Genomic DNA, 18789 nt, shown 5'->3' on the forward strand with positions numbered 1-18789 from the left:
TGAGGATATAAAATGCCAAAGCCACTGATTCAAAGATTTGAAGAAGTAGATCAAACAGACTTAACAGACATGCTTATGATTGCAGCTCGTAATGTTGAGGATGCCCTCATCCAGTCCGGAGCTACGCCAGGTAAAGATTACAACATTTTAGATGTATATACGCTGGCCCAACCGTTTGCTCTTGAGCTATTCCGCACTAATGACCAGGCCACCTTTACAGTTAAGTGACTCACCTTTGCTGCCAGACACAATTGACATAAGGGCTATCCACTAAAATCTAAGGGCACAATAATCATTTTGATATGTCTCATAGCAAACATTTAAAACGCGGAAAATCATACCCCCTTGATACATGACTGGGGCGTGGAAAGCGTTTTATTGTTTCATGTAAACAGTGTCAAACCACCGGCCTTAAGCCCAGTATTCTTGATCCAGGGTTTTCGGAAGATACAGAGAGAAGCATCATCAAAAGAGAGCTGGAGAAGCTAAATGAGCCTCTGGATTTGAATGAGTATGGCCTATGCGGCCTGTGCTCAAAAATACTGAAAATCGCCCCTAAAACATTGCCCTGAATATCTCAACACAACTGAAGGTTACAGGGTAATAAAGGGAGATTTCACGCAAGATAACGCCATTTAGTGGCATTTTGAGTACCAATGGAAAGTTAAACAGATGTCTTAAAAACCGTTGACTGTAACAGGTCCCAGGGTTCGAATCCCTGCCCCACCGCCATTACTCATACAGAACGCCCTGATTTTTCAGGGCTTTTTTGTTTCTGCCTTTTGTGGTCCCCCACTCAGTCCCCCCACTTATCTTTTGCTAACCCGTAACGTTTCAGATGACGCAAACTCTATACGATACGCGCCAACTGCGGCAGCGCACCAACGTCTTTATCATCTACCCCTTTCCGCGAACATTAGGTCGATTTAGCTCTTTTGCAGGCTCCACGAGAGCCCGCCCATTAACCTTACAAAGACCTCATACGCTTACGCAGCAGCTAGACCGTAATCTCCGGTAGCTGGTCCCACTGAGTCGTATAGGCTGGCGATCGATGCTCCTGTCGCATCTTCCACTTCTTGTCGATACCTTCAGCTCCCAGAAACAAGGTACCCCGGCCAAACCTCTGGTTGATCTGATCGATAGCCTGCATGGTCTCACCTGATCGTATTGGCTGGCCCGTGGTGAACATGTCGCCTTGGCCCAGTGATCGGGGGATAAGCTCTACCAGCCCCACCCCCGCTTTCAGGAATCTATGCCCCTGCAGGAACAGCTCTGTAATCGCACGCTTTACCAGCTGCACTATCAGCCGAGTGTCATCGGTGGGGTAAGGGGTTTGCACTACGGTGCTGCGGCTGTAGTAGTGCGGCTCATGGGGTGAGGTATGCAGGAATACATGGACGGACTTCACCAGGGAATCCTGAGTGCGCAGCTTCTCCGCTGCCCTGCTTGCGTACAAGGTGACGGCCTGCAGTATCGGCTGCAGATCGGTGAGCTTTTCGCCGAATGAGCGTGTGCAATAGATCTGTTTCTTGGCCGGTGGCTGCTCTTCCAGGCTTAAGCAACTAATGCCATTTAGCTCTTCTATCGTGCGCTCAATATTTACATTCGTATGGCTGCGTAGAATTTTCGGGTTGGCTTGTGCTAGGTCATAGGCTGTCTTGATACCCAGGTGCCCAAGTCGCTTTGATAGGCGCCTGCCTACACCCCACACATCACCTACTTCAGTGCGCCGCTGCAGCCATTGCCACTTTGCGGGGGAGTCCAAGACGCAGACGCCCTGACACTTGGGGATCTTCTTGGCGACTCTATTTGCCAGCTTGGCCAGGGTTTTACTGGGAGCAATGCCAACGCCCACCGGCATGCGAACATCCCGCCAAAGGGTTTGCCTTATTTGCTGGCCGTAATCCAGCAGACACTCTTGCAACCCATGCAGATCCAGAAACATCTCATCGATGCTATAGACTTCAACCTCTGGACTGTACTGCTTCAGCGTTATCATTACCCGGTGGGAAATATCGCCGTACAGGGCGTAATTACTCGAGAAGATCTTTACCCCGTGCTTTCGCAACAGATGCTCGATCTTGAAGAACGGCTGCAAATCAGGAATACCTAATACCTTGGCCTCTTTCGAGCGAGCCACCACGCAACCATCATTATTGGAAAGGACTACCACCGGGAGCCCGCGCAGGTCGGGGCGGAATATCTGTTCGCAGCTGGCATAGCAGCTGTTGCAATCAACCAGTGCCAACATCAGCAGGACCGGTGGTACCGCACGGAAGCCTTGACCACTCCCTCAACAATCAATTCCTGCCCCTCCCAAATGGGAATCGGTGCGTATTTATCATTGGCTGATAGCAGGCGGCCCTGTTGGCGGTCGAGCACCTTGCACGTTAACTGCCCATCGAGGGCAACCACCACCACATCACCGTGTATTGGCGTTAATGATCGGTCGACTACCAGCAGATCCCGGTCAAAGATGCCGAGGTTCTGCATAGAGTCGCCGTTAGCGCGGGCGAGGAATGTCGCCGCCGGGCTGGTTATCAAGTGTTGATCCAGGCTCAGCGCTGCTTCTTTGTGGTCATCCGCTGGCGAGGGAAAGCCGCAGCTAACACCACTGCCGTATAGAGGGGAAAGTTTCATGTGCTCTAGCAATGTACTGTATTTTTATACAGTGTAGTGGCGAGCACCCAATAAAGACAAGTAGCCAGTGTGACTCCAGGGCCTCACAGGTATTTTGTACTCAAGCCATCTCGGCGCCGCCACCTCCTTTTGACTCAGCCGAATAGATAACACCTTGGATAGTGGTGCTCACTTCCTCACCCATCAGCTTTAATACGGCATCCCTTCCCGCTAAATCGGGGCAACCTGTAGCCCACTCCAGGGCCACACACAGACTTACGACCCTCTGTAATTGATCCATTTGCGCTTTCATAGGCATGCTCAACGCCTTGTAACTACTAGCCCTATCTCAATCTTGTGTCATCTAACACCGGCTACCTTTATTGCCTTATGACGATAAGCCACCAAACGCACCTCGATATTTGAGGCCGGATCACTAGCCGATCACCTGCACAACGCGCGGAAACGGGAGAGGGTGACGATTGCACAGCTGGCAAGGCAGCAGGGGCTTGTGTCATCTCAAATTTTGAAAATGGAAACGGGCATACAAAGAATTCCGGCGGACCTGCTGCCGGTATCGTGTGAGGCGATTGGGATTACTTTGGCGGAGGTGTACGGGGTAGAGAACCTGCACCACTTTGCACAGATTCCATTTCCCCCTTTTACTGCTCGACTTTATTCGCATCTACCGGAGAGTTTTCGCAAGCATATTCACCGGGTAATTGAGAGCGACTATCAGCTCTGGAAGAGTCGGCGATAACGACCGCCTCAGGCGTCATCAATGTGTTTACTGTTTTTCAAGCAAGTATATTGATGGTCGTCTTGCAGGCACATGTTATGAATCTGATAAACTTTTAATTTTCTTCTACTTTGCCTCGCATGTTTCCCACATAAAATAAGCAACTCCTAACCCGCCAAGCGGAAAGCCAATAAAGGCAATCAAAGGTCGCAGCCATATTGGGGCTGATGGGTCAGCAATTTCCATGGTGATGGACCACATGAGAGCAGTCAGCAGCCCCCAAAAGCAAAAACCAATTCCCCAAATAAAGCGAGCCTTACCTTTTTCTCTTGTAGCCTCCCATTTTTCAACATTCATACAGCTTCCTTCGTGATACTCAACATCCATAACGTATTGATCTTTGGCAGGTCGAGCGAAGCGTAGGCTGTCTAGTGGATACCCTCAGAACCGGGACGGACGTGCTAATTTTGTGATTTCGCTTGTTATACAATTTTGCGTATATATATCTGGTTTAAATTAAGTTTTAATTACCAACTAAAGAAAGAGGCAACGCAAGAACAAAAATATAAACAGCCTTTGGACACCTAAAGCCCAGCAGCCCCCCGAAAATACCAACAAGAAAGGCTGCAATGTATTGAAGAATAACTGACTCCGTTAAACTACCCGCTACTAGATATGAAAATATAAAAATCAAAACAGTGGACAATAGTGCGTAGCAAACTCTCTCCTTCTGTGAATATTGACTATTCTTTTTCTTCAATTCTTTAAGCATATCCGTAAAACCCTGTATATGTACATATGTTACCAGCAAGCGGAGCGTAGGCTGTCCAACCCAGATCCCGACTAGGCGATCTTGCCTGGCCTGCAATAGCTGGCGCACACCGAACGATCTACTTGCAATTTGCCAGCCAACTCTGAATGGCCACAGTCCAATAAATTCACAGAGAAAAATACCATACTTCCCCCACGAATTAACTATTTGATTGGCACTCCGTAATGTAGCTGCTAGCTTACTGACTTAAAACGAAAACACTTGAACGAAGCCGTGATGCAGGTTTAAAGGAGAATTGTGATCAGGAAAAGAAAGGAACTTGCAGCAACTACAAACCACCTAAAAATTAACCGCCTTGGTAAAGTTGGCGGCCTTTTTGAAGCAAAAAAGGGAACAGTTTTACCAAGTTCAAATGTTTTGACTAGTTAAATTTTGTATCACACTATATTGAAACCGCCAAATGATTGTTTAATAATCAAATCAATAAAACTGCACACTTCCTCGCCACTCCTATCTTAATGGCACTCCGCAAAATTGCAGCGGACTACCTAACTCCGCAGTACCTGAGCGGATACTCTTGGAACGAAACTGCTCGAATATGAACCAGTAAAAATTACTCAATACTGGGTGCTATTTAGTGACACTAAACCTTCAGTTGCCACGAAAACCAATAAAACCAACCGCCACAATAACGCCCACAGCAGGGGCGGCCGAAGCGTTAGCGTAGCCGTCCCATGGGGGCCGCGATTTGCAGCGGCAGGAATGCACTGGATTGCCTTGTTAAGCGCTTTTTTCATAGGACTCGGATGCTGTTATTAGTTTTTCTAATTGCACACGGACCTTGTCGATTTCTACTGAAACGTTACGAACCTCTTGAATGTAGACATCTTGAGACTTGATGGTTAGAGAGCCCCTTGCTGATAATGACCATATGCCTACTTCACTCTTATCCCCATTCGTGTACATGGAGTGAACGAATTTGTTTCTTTGCTTTTGAACGCCCTTTATTCTTTCTATTACTTTCGCGTATCCACTTAGGTTTGGATAAGATTCCGACACTTGCTCAAAAAGCGTACCTAGAGCATTTACACGTTGCTGAAAGGTCAAATGAGCCGTCATTACAGAGACGCGCCAATCTAACATAGACTCATAGCCTGCCAATTTACTAATAGCTCTATCAATCGAGAATTCTAGAGCACCATACATGACTGTTATTTTCCCAAGTTCAATTAAATACTCATCAGGAACTGGAAGGTTTGCAATTAGATCTTTCTCGCTCATATATCAGATTCTTTGCGCTTAACGCCGCGCCTGTGTTTTATACACATCATTTAAGTCCATTTAAAGCCTCCGCTGCCTCCATATAATGGAGCAGTTTAGTGTACCCCTGCCAAACAGTTTTAACTCCGGGCTCACCATCGCCATTCCGTCCCAGAAAGCCTCCAAGTCCTGCCAACATACGAGTTATATCTCTCATACTTGGAGCTTCATTTGGTGGGGAGGTTTTAGCTTGCATTATCCATATCATACGCCACTCTTTTTCAGAGTAGAATTTCGTACACGACGTATCAGGAAGCGTTCGTGCTCGTGTTGTCATGGAGTGTAGACGCCACCCAATAATCATATAGATTGCAATACAGTTCAACATTCGCTGCTCGGTTCTAAAGCGATTACTTTCTATCTGGCATCCGCCTTTCATCACTCGGAAATAGGTTTCAATTTCCCATCGACTTCGATACCACTCAATAATGATCCTCGCTTGCTTAAAGTCCTCAACTGCAAGATCGGTCAGCAGCATCCATTCAATACCTTTTTCCCCTTCTGGTGGGCTTAATTCCTTAGCAAAGACTGCGTAGAGAGAAAGAGGTCGCTTTGATTTTCCTTTTCCCTGCAATCTTACTTCTGCAATGGATACACTGACCTTAGCTTCCCTTTCTGGCTGTCTGGGGATACCTACTGAGTATTTCCCGATGGACTTCTGCTTGGTCATATAGTCCCAAAGTAAAGTCGTATCTTCTCCTTCGATCTCTAAACTACGATTAGCTTTGGCTCGAACAATATAGCTTGCACGCCGCTGTTCATTTTGATCTTCAGCTAATTGAAACCACTCATAAATATCCCCCTCTCTATCCGCGATGCTCACAATCGTGGTTTCAGGGCAGCGCTCTTGTATCTCACAAGCTGATTCATAATGGTCTAACCAGCGTCGACTCTCTTTATCTTGTATCGACTTGGTATAGCGAGAATTAGCACTAGATCCTTTATCTCGCTGCCACATGCTACCCTCAATAATGCCCAGATTATCTCTGGATGGTGTTATAGCGATAGACGTATGTAGGAGCTGCTGATTAGTCTCTTTGCGTCGGAGTGTTCCCATTTCTTTGCTTTCTAAATCGGTAGCAAAATTTAGGAAAGTGGTATCCTGAGGGATAAGAACAACTGGCTGAACCTTGATTCTTTCAAGAGTGGCCGATTTATGGCCACTCATAATGGAGTCAAAGCTGACTTTATCATTTTCGATAAATCGATAGGCAGCAAAGGTTTCTGCCCAAGACTTATTTGCACAGGGAATGCTACCCTTTGGGTCGGAACTTAAATTACTGAGAATATTGGACAAGCGCTTATTCAATCGTGTATCACCCATAACCTGATTTTTCACTTCGTCCCTGACCCAGTCCTGCATAATTATCCAGCCAAATTTGTAGCCCCTATAACGCACAAACTGTAACTCATTGATTTTTATAATAAAACTGAAAAAACTTGTGTATAAAACTTAGCGCTTTACTAAGGGGCAGCCGAAACGCAGTGCAGGCTGCCCCACGGAGGGCCGAAGGCCCGGAGTGTACTTGAGTAACTTGTTATGGACTTCAGTTTCCACTCGGTACACTCTCTTCAAAGCTCAAGTTCATAATTCTTTTTCGATTATTAAGGCGAACCGATACATATGGACCACGACTCACAGGCTCAATTTCAAAGTATGCATGCATACCTTGCTGACTGCACTTTGAAAATAGAATTTGCTTAACCTTTACTTCTTTATGTAGCTGCGCTACCGAATAAATATATGCTCTCAATCTATCTGGAACTTCTGACCTAGGGACACCATTGCTTTCCATTAGGTATGCATGGCCCTTTATATCCCAGTATCTAGCTGTGTCTACTTCCATTCTTGCGTCCATTAGATAGTTTTTATACAAACTACCTATTTCTTTCACACAGCTCGCATTTAGCTCAGCCCGCCCTACCGTAGAGAAAGCTAAGGCTAGTACTAATAAAGTTACTCTAAGCATCGTGCACCCATAACGCCTTGACTGTGTTTTATACACATTATTTAAGTCCATTTAAAACCTCTGCTGCTTCAACATAATGGAGCAACTTAGCATATCCTTGCCAAACAGTTTTAACCCCTGGCTCGCCATCGCCTTTACGCCCTAGAAATCCTCCTAGACCTGCCAGCATACGCGTTATATCTCTCATGCTTGGAGGTATATTCGGTGGGGAACTTTTATCTCGCATCATCCATACCATGCGCCATTCTTTTTCAGAGTAAGCACTCGTACATGGTTCATCAGGAAGACTTTTTGCTTGTGTAGTTATCGAATGTAGTCGCCATCCAATAATCATATAGATCGCAATACAGTTCAACATTCGCTGCTCTGTTCTAAAACGATTACTTTCTATCTGGCATCCGCCTTTTACCACCCGAAAATAGGTTTCAATTTCCCACCGGCTTCGATACCACTCAATGATGACTCTCGCCTGCTTATAGTCTTCAACTGGAAGATCAGTTAACAGCATCCACTCAATGCCTTTTTCACCCTCTGGTGGGTTTAATTCCTTAGCCAATACAGCATAGAGAGAAAGTGGTCGTTTAGATTTTCCTTTTCCAAGTAGCCGTATCTCAGTAGTGGATACGCTGACTTTGGCTTTTCTTCCAGGTTCCCCATTCCGTTTGGGAATGTCTACCGCGTATAGACCAATAGATTTCTGCTCGTTCATATGATCCCAAAGCAAAACCGTTTCTTCTCCATCGAGCTCTAAAGTGCGATTGGCCTTAGCTCGAACGATATAGCTCGCCCGCCGCTGTTCACTTTGCTCTTCAGCCAGCTGAAACCACTCATGAATATCACCCTCTCTATCAGCAATACTCACAATTGTGCTTTCAGGGCAGTGCTCTTGTATCTGACAAGCCGTTTCGTAATGGTCTAGCCAGCGTCGACTCTCCTTATCCTTTATCGACTTGGTATAGCGGGAATTAGAACTTGATTCCTTATCTCTCTGCCACATACTACCTTCAACAACACCCAAATTAACTCTGGATGGTGTTATCGCGATGGAGGTGTGCAAGAGTTGTTGGTTGGTCTCTTTACGCCTAAGAGTTCCCATCTCTTTACTTTCTAGGTCAGTGGCAAAATTTAGAAAGGTAGTATCTTGTGGGATAAGAACAACAGGCTGCGCTTTGATTCTCTCAAGAGTTGCCGATTTATGACCGCTCATAATAGAGTCAAAGTTGACTTTATCATTTTCTATAAAGCGATAAGCTGCAAACGTTTCTGCCCAAGTTTTGTTTGCACAAGGAATGCTATTGTTTGGGTCTGAACTTAAATTACTGAGAATATTAGACAAGCGCTTATTCAAGCGTGTATCACCCATAACCTGATTTTTTACTTCGTCCATGACCCAGTCCTGCATAATAATCCAGCCAAATCTGTAGTTCTTACTGGGCTAAACTGTAACTTATTGATTTACATAATAAAACTTAAAAAAACTTGTGTATAAAACTTAGCGCCTTGATCTGCGGCAGACCACGTGAAGCGTGGACTGTCCGGTGGAGGCCCGCAGGGCCAGAGCGAACAGCATCAACTTGGTACGCCCAGCATGGGCGTGAACTAATGGGGTGAAAGTCCCCTGTAGGAGGATCACCGTTTAATGGTCTCCATTAAATGCTAACTACTAGCAAATGGCAACTGCAAGACCGTGAGGTCTTGTGGGGAGGAAGCCGCTAGCAAAGCTACGAGCTGACGAACAGAAACATCATATAAGGCTTAGCCTGGAGGCGAGGTAGCCAAGGATACCGAAGCCATGTGGTCTAACGGGTAGAGTAAATGATGCAGTTGTGTAGTGAAAGTTCACGCTCTTATCTGGGGAGATCTGTTCAACCTGCTGCTGTAAAGCTGTCAGCGTGGCCGCTGACTCATAAGTAGGCCCAGCCCGCTAGCCACCATCGCGGGGGTAACCAAAATTGATGGAACACAGCAGCGCCTCAGCCAGTAATGGCCAAGGTGATTGAACAGAAGTCAGCCGACGGCATAGTAACCTAATGCCAAGATTAATACCTTGGATACGGTGAAGGCCTGAACCCAAAATCCACGAGTTAAAAGACAGGGCTAGCCTACCGATGTGTTGCCAGCCGGATATAAAATTGACGTAGCGCACTGCCATGACACTCAACTCAAATGAAAATCTGCTTGAAATCATCCTCAGCAAAGAAAATCTTAATGCTGCATGGAAACACGTGCGAAGCAACAAAGGTGCCGCAGGCATTGACGGGATTACTGTCGATAATTTTGTGCAGCACTTCAAGGCAGTTGGCGACGACCTCATCGAGACTATTCGACAGGGTCATTACCAGCCGCTTCCCGTCAGGCGCGTCTACATTCGCAAGCCAGATGGTGGCCGGCGTGGTCTCGGGATACCTACGATCTTTGATCGTGTTATTCAGCAGGCTATCGCCCAAATCATCGGTCCCAGTTTCGATAAAACCTTTTCGGAGTTCAGCTATGGATTCCGCCCAAAGCGATCACAGCATCATGCGGTGAAAAAGCTACAGAAGTATATCGAAGGCGGGAAGCGAATAGCCGTAGATGTCGATTTATCTAAGTTCTTCGACCGGGTCAACCATGACTTCCTCATGAGTTTACTTGGCCAAAGAATCAGCGATAAGCGTTTACTCAAGTTGATCGCAAGTTACTTGCGTGCAGGAAGTGTAGAAAATGGATGCTGGAAAGCCTGTCATGAGGGGGTGCCACAAGGGGGCCCTTTATCGCCGCTACTCTCCAACATTGTACTCGACCTGCTCGATAAAGAGCTGGAAAAACGCCGACATGATTTTGTTCGCTATGCGGATGATTTTGTGATTGTTGCTGCTTCTAAGCGCGCGGGTGAACGGGTTATGGCGAGTATTAAACGCTTTGTTGAACGCAAGCTTAAGCTCAAAGTTAACGATACTAAAAGCCAAGTAGTTCCTGTCAGCCGCTGTAAGTTTTTGGGATTCTCTTTTCGCGGTGCAAGGCTCGTCTGGCATGATAAGTCCCTGCTCCAATTTAAATACCGCATCCGCCAGATTACAGGGCGATCCCGTGGTATTTCTATGGAAAAGAAATTGAAAGAACTTACCATGTTCCTCCGTGGTTGGATCAATTATTTTGGTATAGCGCAAGGCTATTAAAAATGTATCGATCTTGACTGCTGGATACGACGAAGATTGAGAATGAACTACTGGAAAAACTGGCGTAAAGTGAGAACGAAAGTCCGAAACTTACTATGCATGGGTGTGAGTGAATCACTGGCTGTCACTTGTGGATCGTCCGGTAAGAGTTACTGGCGAAATGCAAAGACCGAAGGTATTCATATTGCACTCAACAATGAGCTTTTCCAAAAGATGGGCTTGATTTCTTTACGTGACCGCTGGGTAGAGATTCATTACGGATAGGGAACCGCCCATTGCGGACCCGCACGATGGGTGGTGTGGGGGCCGGTAGCTAGAAACTACCGGCTACCCGATTTAAGTGATTTAGTATGAGCGAAAAAGAATACGAGCTATTTCTTAAGGATTGGGCTTCGTATAGATTCGTCATACCTCTTCTGAAAGCACTCTTCAAATTCTGACTCTTTAACGTTCTCAGATTTCATTATTTCCAGTAGAGCGCACTGAGTAAACTCTATTGCGATTTTCATCTGCTCTTTGTCGGAAAGACCTTCATTATTGCTCAAGTATTTTGCTGAACAGTCGGTACTGTTTTGGACAACGTAAGTAACACAACCTTGTAAGTCTGCAAGCACTTCTGGCTTGACGCATCGAAGGAAATTTGGATTGCCATTACAGTAATAAGTAGACATTTTCCAAAGCGCTTTTTCCTTGAACGTTTCTGCGATAACCGCATTAGAGGTAAAAATTAGTATTAGAAGTATCAATTGTCTCATATTCTATTCACTTAACGCCCAGCGCAGGCGCAGCCAGCGCGGAGCACATTTTGTGTTAATGTTTGAGCGCCAGCGAGTAACACAAAAGGTGCGTAGCGTTGGCTGTCCCTCTGCCGCTGTTTGTTAGATTTTATGAAAGAGCCAACGTGAATGCTTTACGCTCTTTCTGATACTGGCGCCAACAGGATTTCCAATTTTCGTGATCGTGACAAACTCGCACAGGTTTTTCAGATTGAACGAAACGCCAAAAACTCTCTGTACGAGCTTTAACGTATTCGAACTGTTCTGTTCCAGGTTCGACTGGGGTGATACTCAACTGGGTTTTCTGATTATGGCAATCTTTGCATAGGAGCTGAAGGTTTGAGAGGTCGCCGATGGAGCCCTCAATGTGATCGATATCGCGGCCGTCTTTGCCACACTGCTCACATTTACCTTTTGATCTTTGAAGCACTTTAACCCTGACTTCACGCGAAATTTCGCGAGATTTCTTGTCATATCCCCCGGACATAATGTGAGCCAATCTAATTTTAACTGCTTCCTGGACATCAGGCTGCTCGATACGTCCATCCAAAGTGCATCTTCTAACATAGCGAATCAGCTCTGCTTCTTGCTCACAGGCAAGCGAGCAGTACAGCCGTGGCTTTACAAAAGGTGGCATTTCGCCGCTACAATGCAGGCACTCAAGCGCGGACTGGTTCATTATGTTCTCCGATAAGAAAATCTAACGCCCAAAGCACCCGAATTCCGGGCGCTTTAATGGCCTGTTTTTCTAGGCCATTGCCCGCAGTTTCGGGTGGCTTTGTTTGTTAAATGTTTTCAATTATTAACTTTCCGCCCTGGATTTTATGTGGGAGCACTATAAGCGGCTGGGCACCCTTGTAGCCATCATTGTGGACTATTTGGCCAGCGTAGCCATACAGGATTGCATTACATTTGTTCCAAAAATAAAAAAACTCCTCTTTTACGCTCCCTGGCTGGGCGATGGTATTGCATTCCTCCGCTTTGGGATCGCTGAATTCAGCGATAGCGTTTAAAACTACAATAGTTCCCCCAAAAACCTCTGAATCATCATCCTTCAGACGATGTACAAATACTTCGGTATCGCCCAGATCAAATAATTTAGGATATCCCTTGTTAAGAGCTTCAACTTCAGACATGTCTATACTTTTTGAAGTGCTATCGTTTTCGCAACCACGAAAAAATAAGATACAGAAAGAAATAATAATTAATTTAAAAATGTTGTTTAGTATCATGATTTAAGTATTACATTGGTCTTGCCCACAAAAAGTAGACACTCTAACTATACGTATTTTCGCTCATACTCTGCTGGACTTACATAGCCCAATGCAGAGTGCCTACGAACCCTACTGTAGAAAATCTCAATGTATTCAAACACCTCAGATTTTGCTTGCTCTTCGCTTTCGAATGTTCTGGCATAGACCAGCTCGACTTTTAGCCTGCTAAAGAATGATTCCATTGCCGCATTATCCCAACAGTTAGCCTGGCGACTCATGCTCGGCTTGCACTTGCTTTCGGACAAGAGATCCTGGTATTTCTGCGATCGATATTGCACACCCCTGTCAGAGTGAACTAGCAGTCCAGGCTTTATTGGTCGTCGCTCTAGGGCCATTTTCAATGCTCGACGTGTCAATTCATCGGTCATCTGGGAGTCGAATGCCCAACCTACAATACGTCGAGAGTACAGATCCATAACTACCGCGAGGTATAGCCACCTATCCAGAACCCAGATATACGTAATGTCACTGGTCCAGCGGCAATTTGGTCGATCCACATCAAAGCAACGCTTAAGTAAGTTGGCGGAGACGTTAATGCTCCCCTCCACGGGCTGACTATATCGAAAGCCTTTGCCGTTTCTCGCTTTAATATGTTCCTGTTGCATAAGCTTAGCGACGTAGTTCCGCGAGCATGGCTCACCTAACTCTTGAAGCTCGCAAGCAATTCTAGGCGCGCCATAACGACCTTTAAACTCAGCAAACGTCTCTCGGATTTTCTCGATTGTTCGTATCTATCTAATCGTGCGAGCAGATGGCAATCGCCCCCGCCATCGATAATAACCCGATCTTGAGACTTCTAAACACCGACACATCAAGCTAACCGGGAATGACCCTACATGCTCTTGTATCAATGCGTACTTTACTCTTGGTGGTTCGCAAAGTACGCAGCTGCCTTTTTTAGAAACTCAACCTCCTGACGAGCTTCATGCAGCTCCTTCTTGAGTTTGCGAACTTCAGCGCTTTCCTGTTTGGAATAGTCGACACCGTCTAAACTATTGAACTGCTTATCAGACAGTCGATTAAATTGACGACGCCAGTTGTAGATCTGCTGTGCGCTGACGCCTAGCTCTCGCGCCACAGAAGCCGTTGTTGCTCCAGGCTTTTCCGCTCTCTTAACTGCTTCTCTGCGGAACTCCTCCGTATACGCCTGAGTTCTTTTCTTACCCATGATACACCTCCGTGTTAGGCCTAAACCTAACTATACAGGGTGTCTACTAAACGTGGGTAAGTCTTATGCATAACGCCTCAATAACCGGCGCAGCTTTGCTGCGTCCGGCACCGAAGGTGCGTAGTTGATTGATTTGTTATGTCTTTAGTATGAACTGTCATGATTTTCCTTTTTCAAGACTCCGTTGATGGTGGAGAAGGAGAACGTATGATTGTGCTTAGGTGTTATTGCAGATGAGCCAAATTTATAATATTCACTGGTGTCATCTACTTCATACCGCATTGTTATTTTGTTGATGTTGTTTTCTTTTGCTATTTGAGAAAGATTGTTTCTTAGCTCACCTAGCTCTTTATTTAGGTTATTGAGTTGGTTTTCTGATGCAAAGTGAAGAATTAAAGACTTCTCTAATATGTCACCTTCTTTTTCTACGTTTATTTCATCTGTCATTGAGTTAGGAACAATGAAGTTTGCTTTGAATTCATTGTTATTCGCAGAAACCATGATCTTGAACAGATTGTAGAAAATAAAAATATCATTTTCTTCATTCGAGATATTGTGAAGAATGTTGTTGAGGCCAGTATGTGAGCCATTTAGAGGTCTTTTCTCAGGCAATTTTGTTTTTCCTACATAATGAACAATGGTCTCTATACCTATGTCTATTTGGTTGTTAAGTAAAAAATCATGTAGGGGTGTGGTGTATTTTTCACCAATATTGTCTGTAAAGGTGATAAATTTATCAGTTACTTCAACTTTAGGTTTGTCAGATTTTTTCTTTGGGGCTGGCAAGGTGATTTTAACTGGCTTTTTATCTCTTCCAACCTCTAAGTATAAGTAGAGTTTTTTACCTGTAATCGAGTATCTAGGTTTTTTTGAAGGGCTGAACCTAACTTTCTTTCGGCTGCATATAAAATAGACAAATCTCTTTTCTAAATTGTCTTTTACCTGTTTGTTTAGCTTTTTAAACCTTTCTATGAATAGCTCTTTGAGAGGGAAAATTTCATGAGAATTAACAACTAGGTCATACCAAACCATATCAGATTGCTGGAGTTCAATATTCCACTCTTTTTCTGATTCAATGTAGATTTTGTTTTTTATGATCGTGTTGTAGTCACCTCTTGCCATTTTTTCTCCGATATTTGAAAGGGGCATAACGCCCGGCTAAGCCGCCGGAACGGAGTTGATTGTTTTGTGCTAGCGTAGCGTTAAAGCACAAAACGAGCAACGCCGTGGAGGTCGGATTGAGCCGTTTGTTAAGTGTTTTATGTGTCACAGCCAACATATATTTCAGCCCCATGCACTTCGGCAAACCAAAAAGGTTCATCGTCGGACTCAAAGAATTGAATGAGGATGAAGTTTTGGTTTTGAAATACGATATCTTTGGCTACTAAAGAGTCAATTTCTTTGTGCCTATCTATAGGATACTTCTCTTTAGCCAAATTCTTAATTTTGACAACTGTGTCATCAATATAGCTTGGTTCTGCAAAGGCGCTCATTACTGATTTGACAAGTTCATCGGTAGGCTTAGAGAGACCATCATACGAGACGCTAAATTTGTACCCACTTTGCTTACCCAGCCAATATTCTGACTCCTTGTCCCATTCAAGCGTCCCCAGCCCTTGTATATGAATCAAGGCTTCTGCTGGCTCTTTCTTCTTAAATAAATTCTTGAAGAATTGCACTTTCCTTCCTTAGACACTTAACTCCTGCCGCATGGGCGAAGTTGGAGCGACAGCGGAAACTTTGTCCCGTGCTGGCACTGGTTAAGGGGCTTTAGCACGCAATGATCTCCAAATTTCCTTGGCACTTTCAGCGTCCTTCTCTGTATCAAAATAGACAGCCATCTGAACATAACCATTATCATTCACCGCGTAACAATAGAAAGCTGCCACTCTTTCGTCATTAGATTCTTCTGCCAGCCGATATGAGAAATACAATACATCGTTATTTGATTCTGATGTAAGGTCATATGACGACGGAGAGATATCCGCCTTTAGCTCTTCGAATAAATCTTGGGCTGACACGTTGTGATCATTGCCCCAAACTGCCACATATATCGTAAAACCCGGCCTCCAAATGATAAGGTCGTCATCCTCTACCCTGCGATTAAATTGATCAGGCAGCATCAATGACCACTCTCTAGTCATTTGATAATGACCTTCAACTATTGGGAAGTCTGGATGCAGCATTCTTGCCCCTTAACGCCATTGGCATGGGCCGGAAAACCGCGTAGCGGTTTGGAGGTCCAGCCGAAGGCGAGCATGCCCAACCTTGTTATAGGGCAACTGATCTTTATACAAGGTTAACCATTGCACCGAAAACCCAGCTCCTACAGGAAATTTTCTTTCTTCTCGTCGTAATCCCAATTACCACACCCAACATCGACCATTATTGGTGTTGTTTCACCAGTAGCCGAATGGGATAAAAACGAACCACTAAAAGAATACCCTTTACCAGTTTCAGTAAAGGCGTTTTTCCTTTTTTCAATGTAACGAGCACATGACCCACTGAATCTATTGTGATCTATCAGCCAAGCGATCAAGTTAATATCAAATTTTCCACCAAACACAGTCTCCCCTATCACGCGGGTATAAGATCCATCAGTGGATGGCTCTATACTTGATATTGTTTTGATAGTTACCTGCTTCCATTTAAGGTCCACTTTATCGAATTCGTATGGGTAAGCAATGTTATGCCGCTTTAACAGCGAACAAGCTTGAGAATCACAAACTTGTTCTTCTCGGTATATTGACACAGCTTTTTTACCTGGTTTCAAGTAATGAAAAGCGACAACGATCTTTCCGTTAATCGGTTCGAAGCGTGCATTCATGCCGTGTTGGGTTCCGACACGTGAATCCATTCCCCCTTCGACGACTTGCCCCATCTCAATACAAGCATCATCACAGTCAAGCTCTTTGGACGTAAAACCAATATGTAGCGGCACATCAGTCTCGACTGTCACGACAAAAGGCTTCTCAAATACCAAGTCCGCAGATTCATGTAGAGTGATGCGCGTGGAGCTAGCAAAAGTAAATGGCGCGGATAAAAGCGCGATTAAAGCTATCAAATATACCTTCATACCTATGATCTCTTTGAAGAATCATGAAAAATCAATTACAGAGTTAAATCGGAACGTCCGAAGCCCTATAACGCCTTGCACACGGGCTGACGAAACGCGCAGCGTTTTGGCAGTCCGAGCACGCTTGCGTGCGGTTGTGCTGCAACTTGTTAGGCATTAGAACTCGAATACCTTGTTGAATCTATATCTAACGTATCCATCTACCAGCTGGGTGCCCTCAGATAGAAACTGAATTGTCCATTGTGGATAGGATTTGGTGTCGTAACCTAAATTATCTACGATATCCACAATTTCAGTTTGCGTGAAATATTCGTCTTTAGGAATCAAGTTGGCGATTTCATCTGAGGTTCTATCCTCTGGAATCTTGATACCTCTTGAATAAACACTATTTATGGGCTTTGGTTGAAATGAAGTGAACTTGTCATATATATCTTGGTGTTCAGATATAAACTCTTCGAGTTCATTCAGTTCTTCAGAGCTCAGCTGGAATATTACTTCTGGTGAGTATACATCTTGAGTGAATGATCTCTTACCTGAGTCGTTAATAAATCTCTTAATAAAGACTAGCGTCTTGTCTTCAACTTTCTCGGTCATTGGGTTGATGCAGTTGAATTCATCAATACGATAGATCTGCCATAATCCAGCCTTAATGGTTCTAACCCAATCTCCTATTTTTAGATCCGTCATATATTCCTGATTCCTAGAGCTTCTCAATCTTGCTGCCTAACGCCGCAATCAAATGCGGCTTACTTTGTGTACTTTTTGCACGAAAATGGGAGCGCAGCGACCGTGCAAAAAGCACACAAAGTAAGACGTCGGCTGCATAGCTTTGTTAAATTAGTTTTGGCACCTTGACCTCTACTGGCTGATTGAACTTGGCCAACTCTCCGGACTCGATAATTGAACCGCGATGTATGAATTTGCAATATACCTTCCAGTGCTCATTGCCACCCCAGGTGAGTGGCCCGAATTCTTTATAGGTCCCACCCATCTCGTACCCACTATGCGATAACTTTAGCAATCCAGTTGGGTCGGATTTTTCGTAGGCTTCATTTATTTCCCGGGCAATTTTCTCACTTGGCCATACTCCATTTCCGTTGCAACTAGCACTTACTCCGGGAACAGGATTTGCATCTTGATCTTTAAAAGTAATTTGGTAGCTCTTTGAGGGAGTAAATCCATCCCAGGTTACTGTGGTCACACAGCCAGAAAGCATAAAAATGCCAGCGATAAATGCGAATTTTGGCTTCATAATTTAACGTTGCCAGCAAGGGCAGCCGAAGCGGAGCGTAGGCTGTCCAGCCCAGCCTCCGGCTGGGCGATCTTGCCTGGCCTAGTTATAGCTGGCGCGCACTGAACGACCTACTTGCTCTCTGCCAGCCAACTTTGGCTGGCCACTGCCCGATAAATTTACAGGAGAAAATACCATACTTTCCCCTCCGGATAACTATCCGATTGGCACTCAACGATGGCCTAGCAGGCTTGTAGGGCTTACTGACTGAAAGCGAAGGCACTGGAATGGAGCTGCGGTACCAACTTGCAGGAAAACTCTCAGGAAAAGTGTGCTCAGATAGAGATTGATGCTTGCAGCAGCTACAAAACATCTAAATATTGACCGCCACAATAACGCCCCGCATAGGGGCAGACAAATAAGCGCAGCGTTTTGGCTGTCCCAGCGACCAACGGGAGCGATTGCTGCGGCTTGTATGGTTGTTCTTGCCCGATTCTGATGTTGAAAATCCTTTTCGTTAACGGGTAAATTGAGACCCACCTTCGGCGGCCACCGAAGGCCTTGTTTATCACAGTTCGCTGCTTGGCTGGTTCGTAAAAGACCGATAACAAGTATGAACGTGATAAGCACTCACTAGGCATAACTCGGATAGTCATGTGGGCCTCGAGCCCGAATAGCAAGGCGGA

24 protein-coding genes are annotated in these 18789 nt (G+C 45.1%); 4 read left to right on the forward strand and 20 right to left on the reverse strand.

Going from position 1 to position 18789, the window contains the following annotated elements:
• Positions 1-12: 12 nt before the first annotated feature.
• A complete protein-coding gene (locus tag ACJJIY_RS18045) occupies positions 13-228 on the forward strand; it encodes a hypothetical protein (protein WP_444913268.1) in 216 nt (71 codons plus the stop codon).
• A 769-nt stretch (positions 229-997) separates the two neighbouring features.
• Here ACJJIY_RS18045 and ACJJIY_RS18050 read toward each other — a convergent pair.
• The 3 genes from ACJJIY_RS18050 to ACJJIY_RS18060 form a co-directional block, all read right to left on the reverse strand.
• Positions 998-2251 (reverse strand): Y-family DNA polymerase, encoded by a 1254-nt coding sequence (locus tag ACJJIY_RS18050; protein WP_445358535.1) that lies wholly within the window; start codon positions 2249-2251, stop codon positions 998-1000.
• On the reverse strand, positions 2251-2640 hold the full coding sequence (locus tag ACJJIY_RS18055) for a LexA family protein (RefSeq protein WP_444908054.1): 390 nt from the start codon (positions 2638-2640) through the stop codon (positions 2251-2253). Before ACJJIY_RS18055 ends, ACJJIY_RS18050 begins: the two co-directional genes overlap by 1 nt.
• Before the next feature lie 100 nt (positions 2641-2740).
• Positions 2741-2938 carry a hypothetical protein gene (locus tag ACJJIY_RS18060; RefSeq protein WP_445358536.1) on the reverse strand — a complete coding sequence of 66 codons (198 nt, stop codon included), beginning with the start codon at positions 2936-2938 and terminating at the stop codon, positions 2741-2743.
• Between the two features lie 156 nt (positions 2939-3094).
• Here ACJJIY_RS18060 and ACJJIY_RS18065 point away from each other — a divergent pair, with 156 nt between their 5' ends.
• Positions 3095-3379 carry a helix-turn-helix domain-containing protein gene (locus tag ACJJIY_RS18065; protein WP_445358537.1) on the forward strand — a complete coding sequence of 95 codons (285 nt, stop codon included), beginning with the start codon at positions 3095-3097 and terminating at the stop codon, positions 3377-3379.
• 105 nt (positions 3380-3484) lie between these two features.
• Here ACJJIY_RS18065 and ACJJIY_RS18070 read toward each other — a convergent pair whose 3' ends face one another.
• The 6 genes from ACJJIY_RS18070 to ACJJIY_RS18095 all read right to left on the reverse strand — a co-directional run bounded on the left by ACJJIY_RS18070 (position 3485) and on the right by ACJJIY_RS18095 (position 8822).
• Entirely contained in the window at positions 3485-3715 is a 231-nt protein-coding gene (locus tag ACJJIY_RS18070; protein WP_444896955.1) for a hypothetical protein, read from the reverse strand.
• Positions 3716-3881: 166 nt separating this feature from the next.
• A complete protein-coding gene (locus tag ACJJIY_RS18075; RefSeq protein WP_444896954.1) occupies positions 3882-4130 on the reverse strand; it encodes a hypothetical protein in 249 nt (82 codons plus the stop codon).
• Between the two features lie 780 nt (positions 4131-4910).
• Positions 4911-5411: a hypothetical protein gene (locus ACJJIY_RS18080; protein WP_445356232.1), complete on the reverse strand. Its 501-nt coding sequence runs from the start codon at positions 5409-5411 to the stop codon at positions 4911-4913.
• Between the two features lie 46 nt (positions 5412-5457).
• Positions 5458-6813, reverse strand: coding sequence for an IS4 family transposase (locus ACJJIY_RS18085; protein WP_444896951.1), 1356 nt, complete (start codon positions 6811-6813; stop codon positions 5458-5460).
• Positions 6814-6997: 184 nt separating this feature from the next.
• Complete coding sequence (locus ACJJIY_RS18090; protein ID WP_444896950.1) at positions 6998-7345, reverse strand: hypothetical protein; 348 nt, start codon at positions 7343-7345, stop codon at positions 6998-7000.
• A gap of 112 nt (positions 7346-7457) precedes the next feature.
• Entirely contained in the window at positions 7458-8822 is a 1365-nt protein-coding gene (locus ACJJIY_RS18095; RefSeq protein WP_444896910.1) for an IS4 family transposase, read from the reverse strand.
• A 748-nt stretch (positions 8823-9570) separates the two neighbouring features.
• On the opposite strand from ACJJIY_RS18095, the gene ltrA reads away from it, so the two are divergent.
• Positions 9571-10578 carry a group II intron reverse transcriptase/maturase gene (gene ltrA / locus ACJJIY_RS18100; protein WP_445358538.1) on the forward strand — a complete coding sequence of 336 codons (1008 nt, stop codon included), beginning with the start codon at positions 9571-9573 and terminating at the stop codon, positions 10576-10578.
• A 42-nt stretch (positions 10579-10620) separates the two neighbouring features.
• Entirely contained in the window at positions 10621-10842 is a 222-nt protein-coding gene (locus ACJJIY_RS18105) for a hypothetical protein (protein WP_445358539.1), read from the forward strand.
• 107 nt (positions 10843-10949) lie between these two features.
• Here ACJJIY_RS18105 and ACJJIY_RS18110 read toward each other — a convergent pair whose 3' ends face one another.
• The 11 genes from ACJJIY_RS18110 to ACJJIY_RS18160 all read right to left on the reverse strand — a co-directional run bounded on the left by ACJJIY_RS18110 (position 10950) and on the right by ACJJIY_RS18160 (position 18124).
• Positions 10950-11333 carry a hypothetical protein gene (locus tag ACJJIY_RS18110; RefSeq protein WP_445358540.1) on the reverse strand — a complete coding sequence of 128 codons (384 nt, stop codon included), beginning with the start codon at positions 11331-11333 and terminating at the stop codon, positions 10950-10952.
• Positions 11334-11463: 130 nt separating this feature from the next.
• The gene (locus ACJJIY_RS18115; protein ID WP_444896949.1) at positions 11464-12033 is read right to left on the reverse strand and encodes an HNH endonuclease; all 570 of its coding nucleotides are present in this window, start codon (positions 12031-12033) and stop codon (positions 11464-11466) included.
• A 106-nt stretch (positions 12034-12139) separates the two neighbouring features.
• Positions 12140-12490, reverse strand: a complete 351-nt coding sequence (locus tag ACJJIY_RS18120; RefSeq protein ID WP_444896948.1) for a hypothetical protein — start codon at positions 12488-12490, stop codon at positions 12140-12142.
• A gap of 143 nt (positions 12491-12633) precedes the next feature.
• Positions 12634-13359 (reverse strand): IS3 family transposase, encoded by a 726-nt coding sequence (locus ACJJIY_RS18125; protein ID WP_445359681.1) that lies wholly within the window; start codon positions 13357-13359, stop codon positions 12634-12636.
• Between the two features lie 128 nt (positions 13360-13487).
• The gene (locus tag ACJJIY_RS18130) at positions 13488-13796 is read right to left on the reverse strand and encodes a transposase (RefSeq protein WP_444895975.1); all 309 of its coding nucleotides are present in this window, start codon (positions 13794-13796) and stop codon (positions 13488-13490) included.
• A gap of 144 nt (positions 13797-13940) precedes the next feature.
• A complete protein-coding gene (locus ACJJIY_RS18135) occupies positions 13941-14918 on the reverse strand; it encodes a hypothetical protein (RefSeq protein WP_444896947.1) in 978 nt (325 codons plus the stop codon).
• A 137-nt stretch (positions 14919-15055) separates the two neighbouring features.
• Positions 15056-15475: a hypothetical protein gene (locus ACJJIY_RS18140; RefSeq protein WP_444896946.1), complete on the reverse strand. Its 420-nt coding sequence runs from the start codon at positions 15473-15475 to the stop codon at positions 15056-15058.
• An 81-nt stretch (positions 15476-15556) separates the two neighbouring features.
• Positions 15557-15982 carry a hypothetical protein gene (locus ACJJIY_RS18145; RefSeq protein WP_444896945.1) on the reverse strand — a complete coding sequence of 142 codons (426 nt, stop codon included), beginning with the start codon at positions 15980-15982 and terminating at the stop codon, positions 15557-15559.
• A gap of 140 nt (positions 15983-16122) precedes the next feature.
• Positions 16123-16872: a hypothetical protein gene (locus tag ACJJIY_RS18150; protein WP_445356228.1), complete on the reverse strand. Its 750-nt coding sequence runs from the start codon at positions 16870-16872 to the stop codon at positions 16123-16125.
• A gap of 156 nt (positions 16873-17028) precedes the next feature.
• Positions 17029-17559 (reverse strand): hypothetical protein, encoded by a 531-nt coding sequence (locus ACJJIY_RS18155; RefSeq protein WP_444896943.1) that lies wholly within the window; start codon positions 17557-17559, stop codon positions 17029-17031.
• Positions 17560-17704: 145 nt separating this feature from the next.
• Positions 17705-18124, reverse strand: a complete 420-nt coding sequence (locus tag ACJJIY_RS18160) for a hypothetical protein (protein ID WP_444896942.1) — start codon at positions 18122-18124, stop codon at positions 17705-17707.
• Positions 18125-18789: the final 665 nt, after the last annotated feature.

The organism is Microbulbifer maximicatervae (SeqCode), assembly GCF_052468155.1.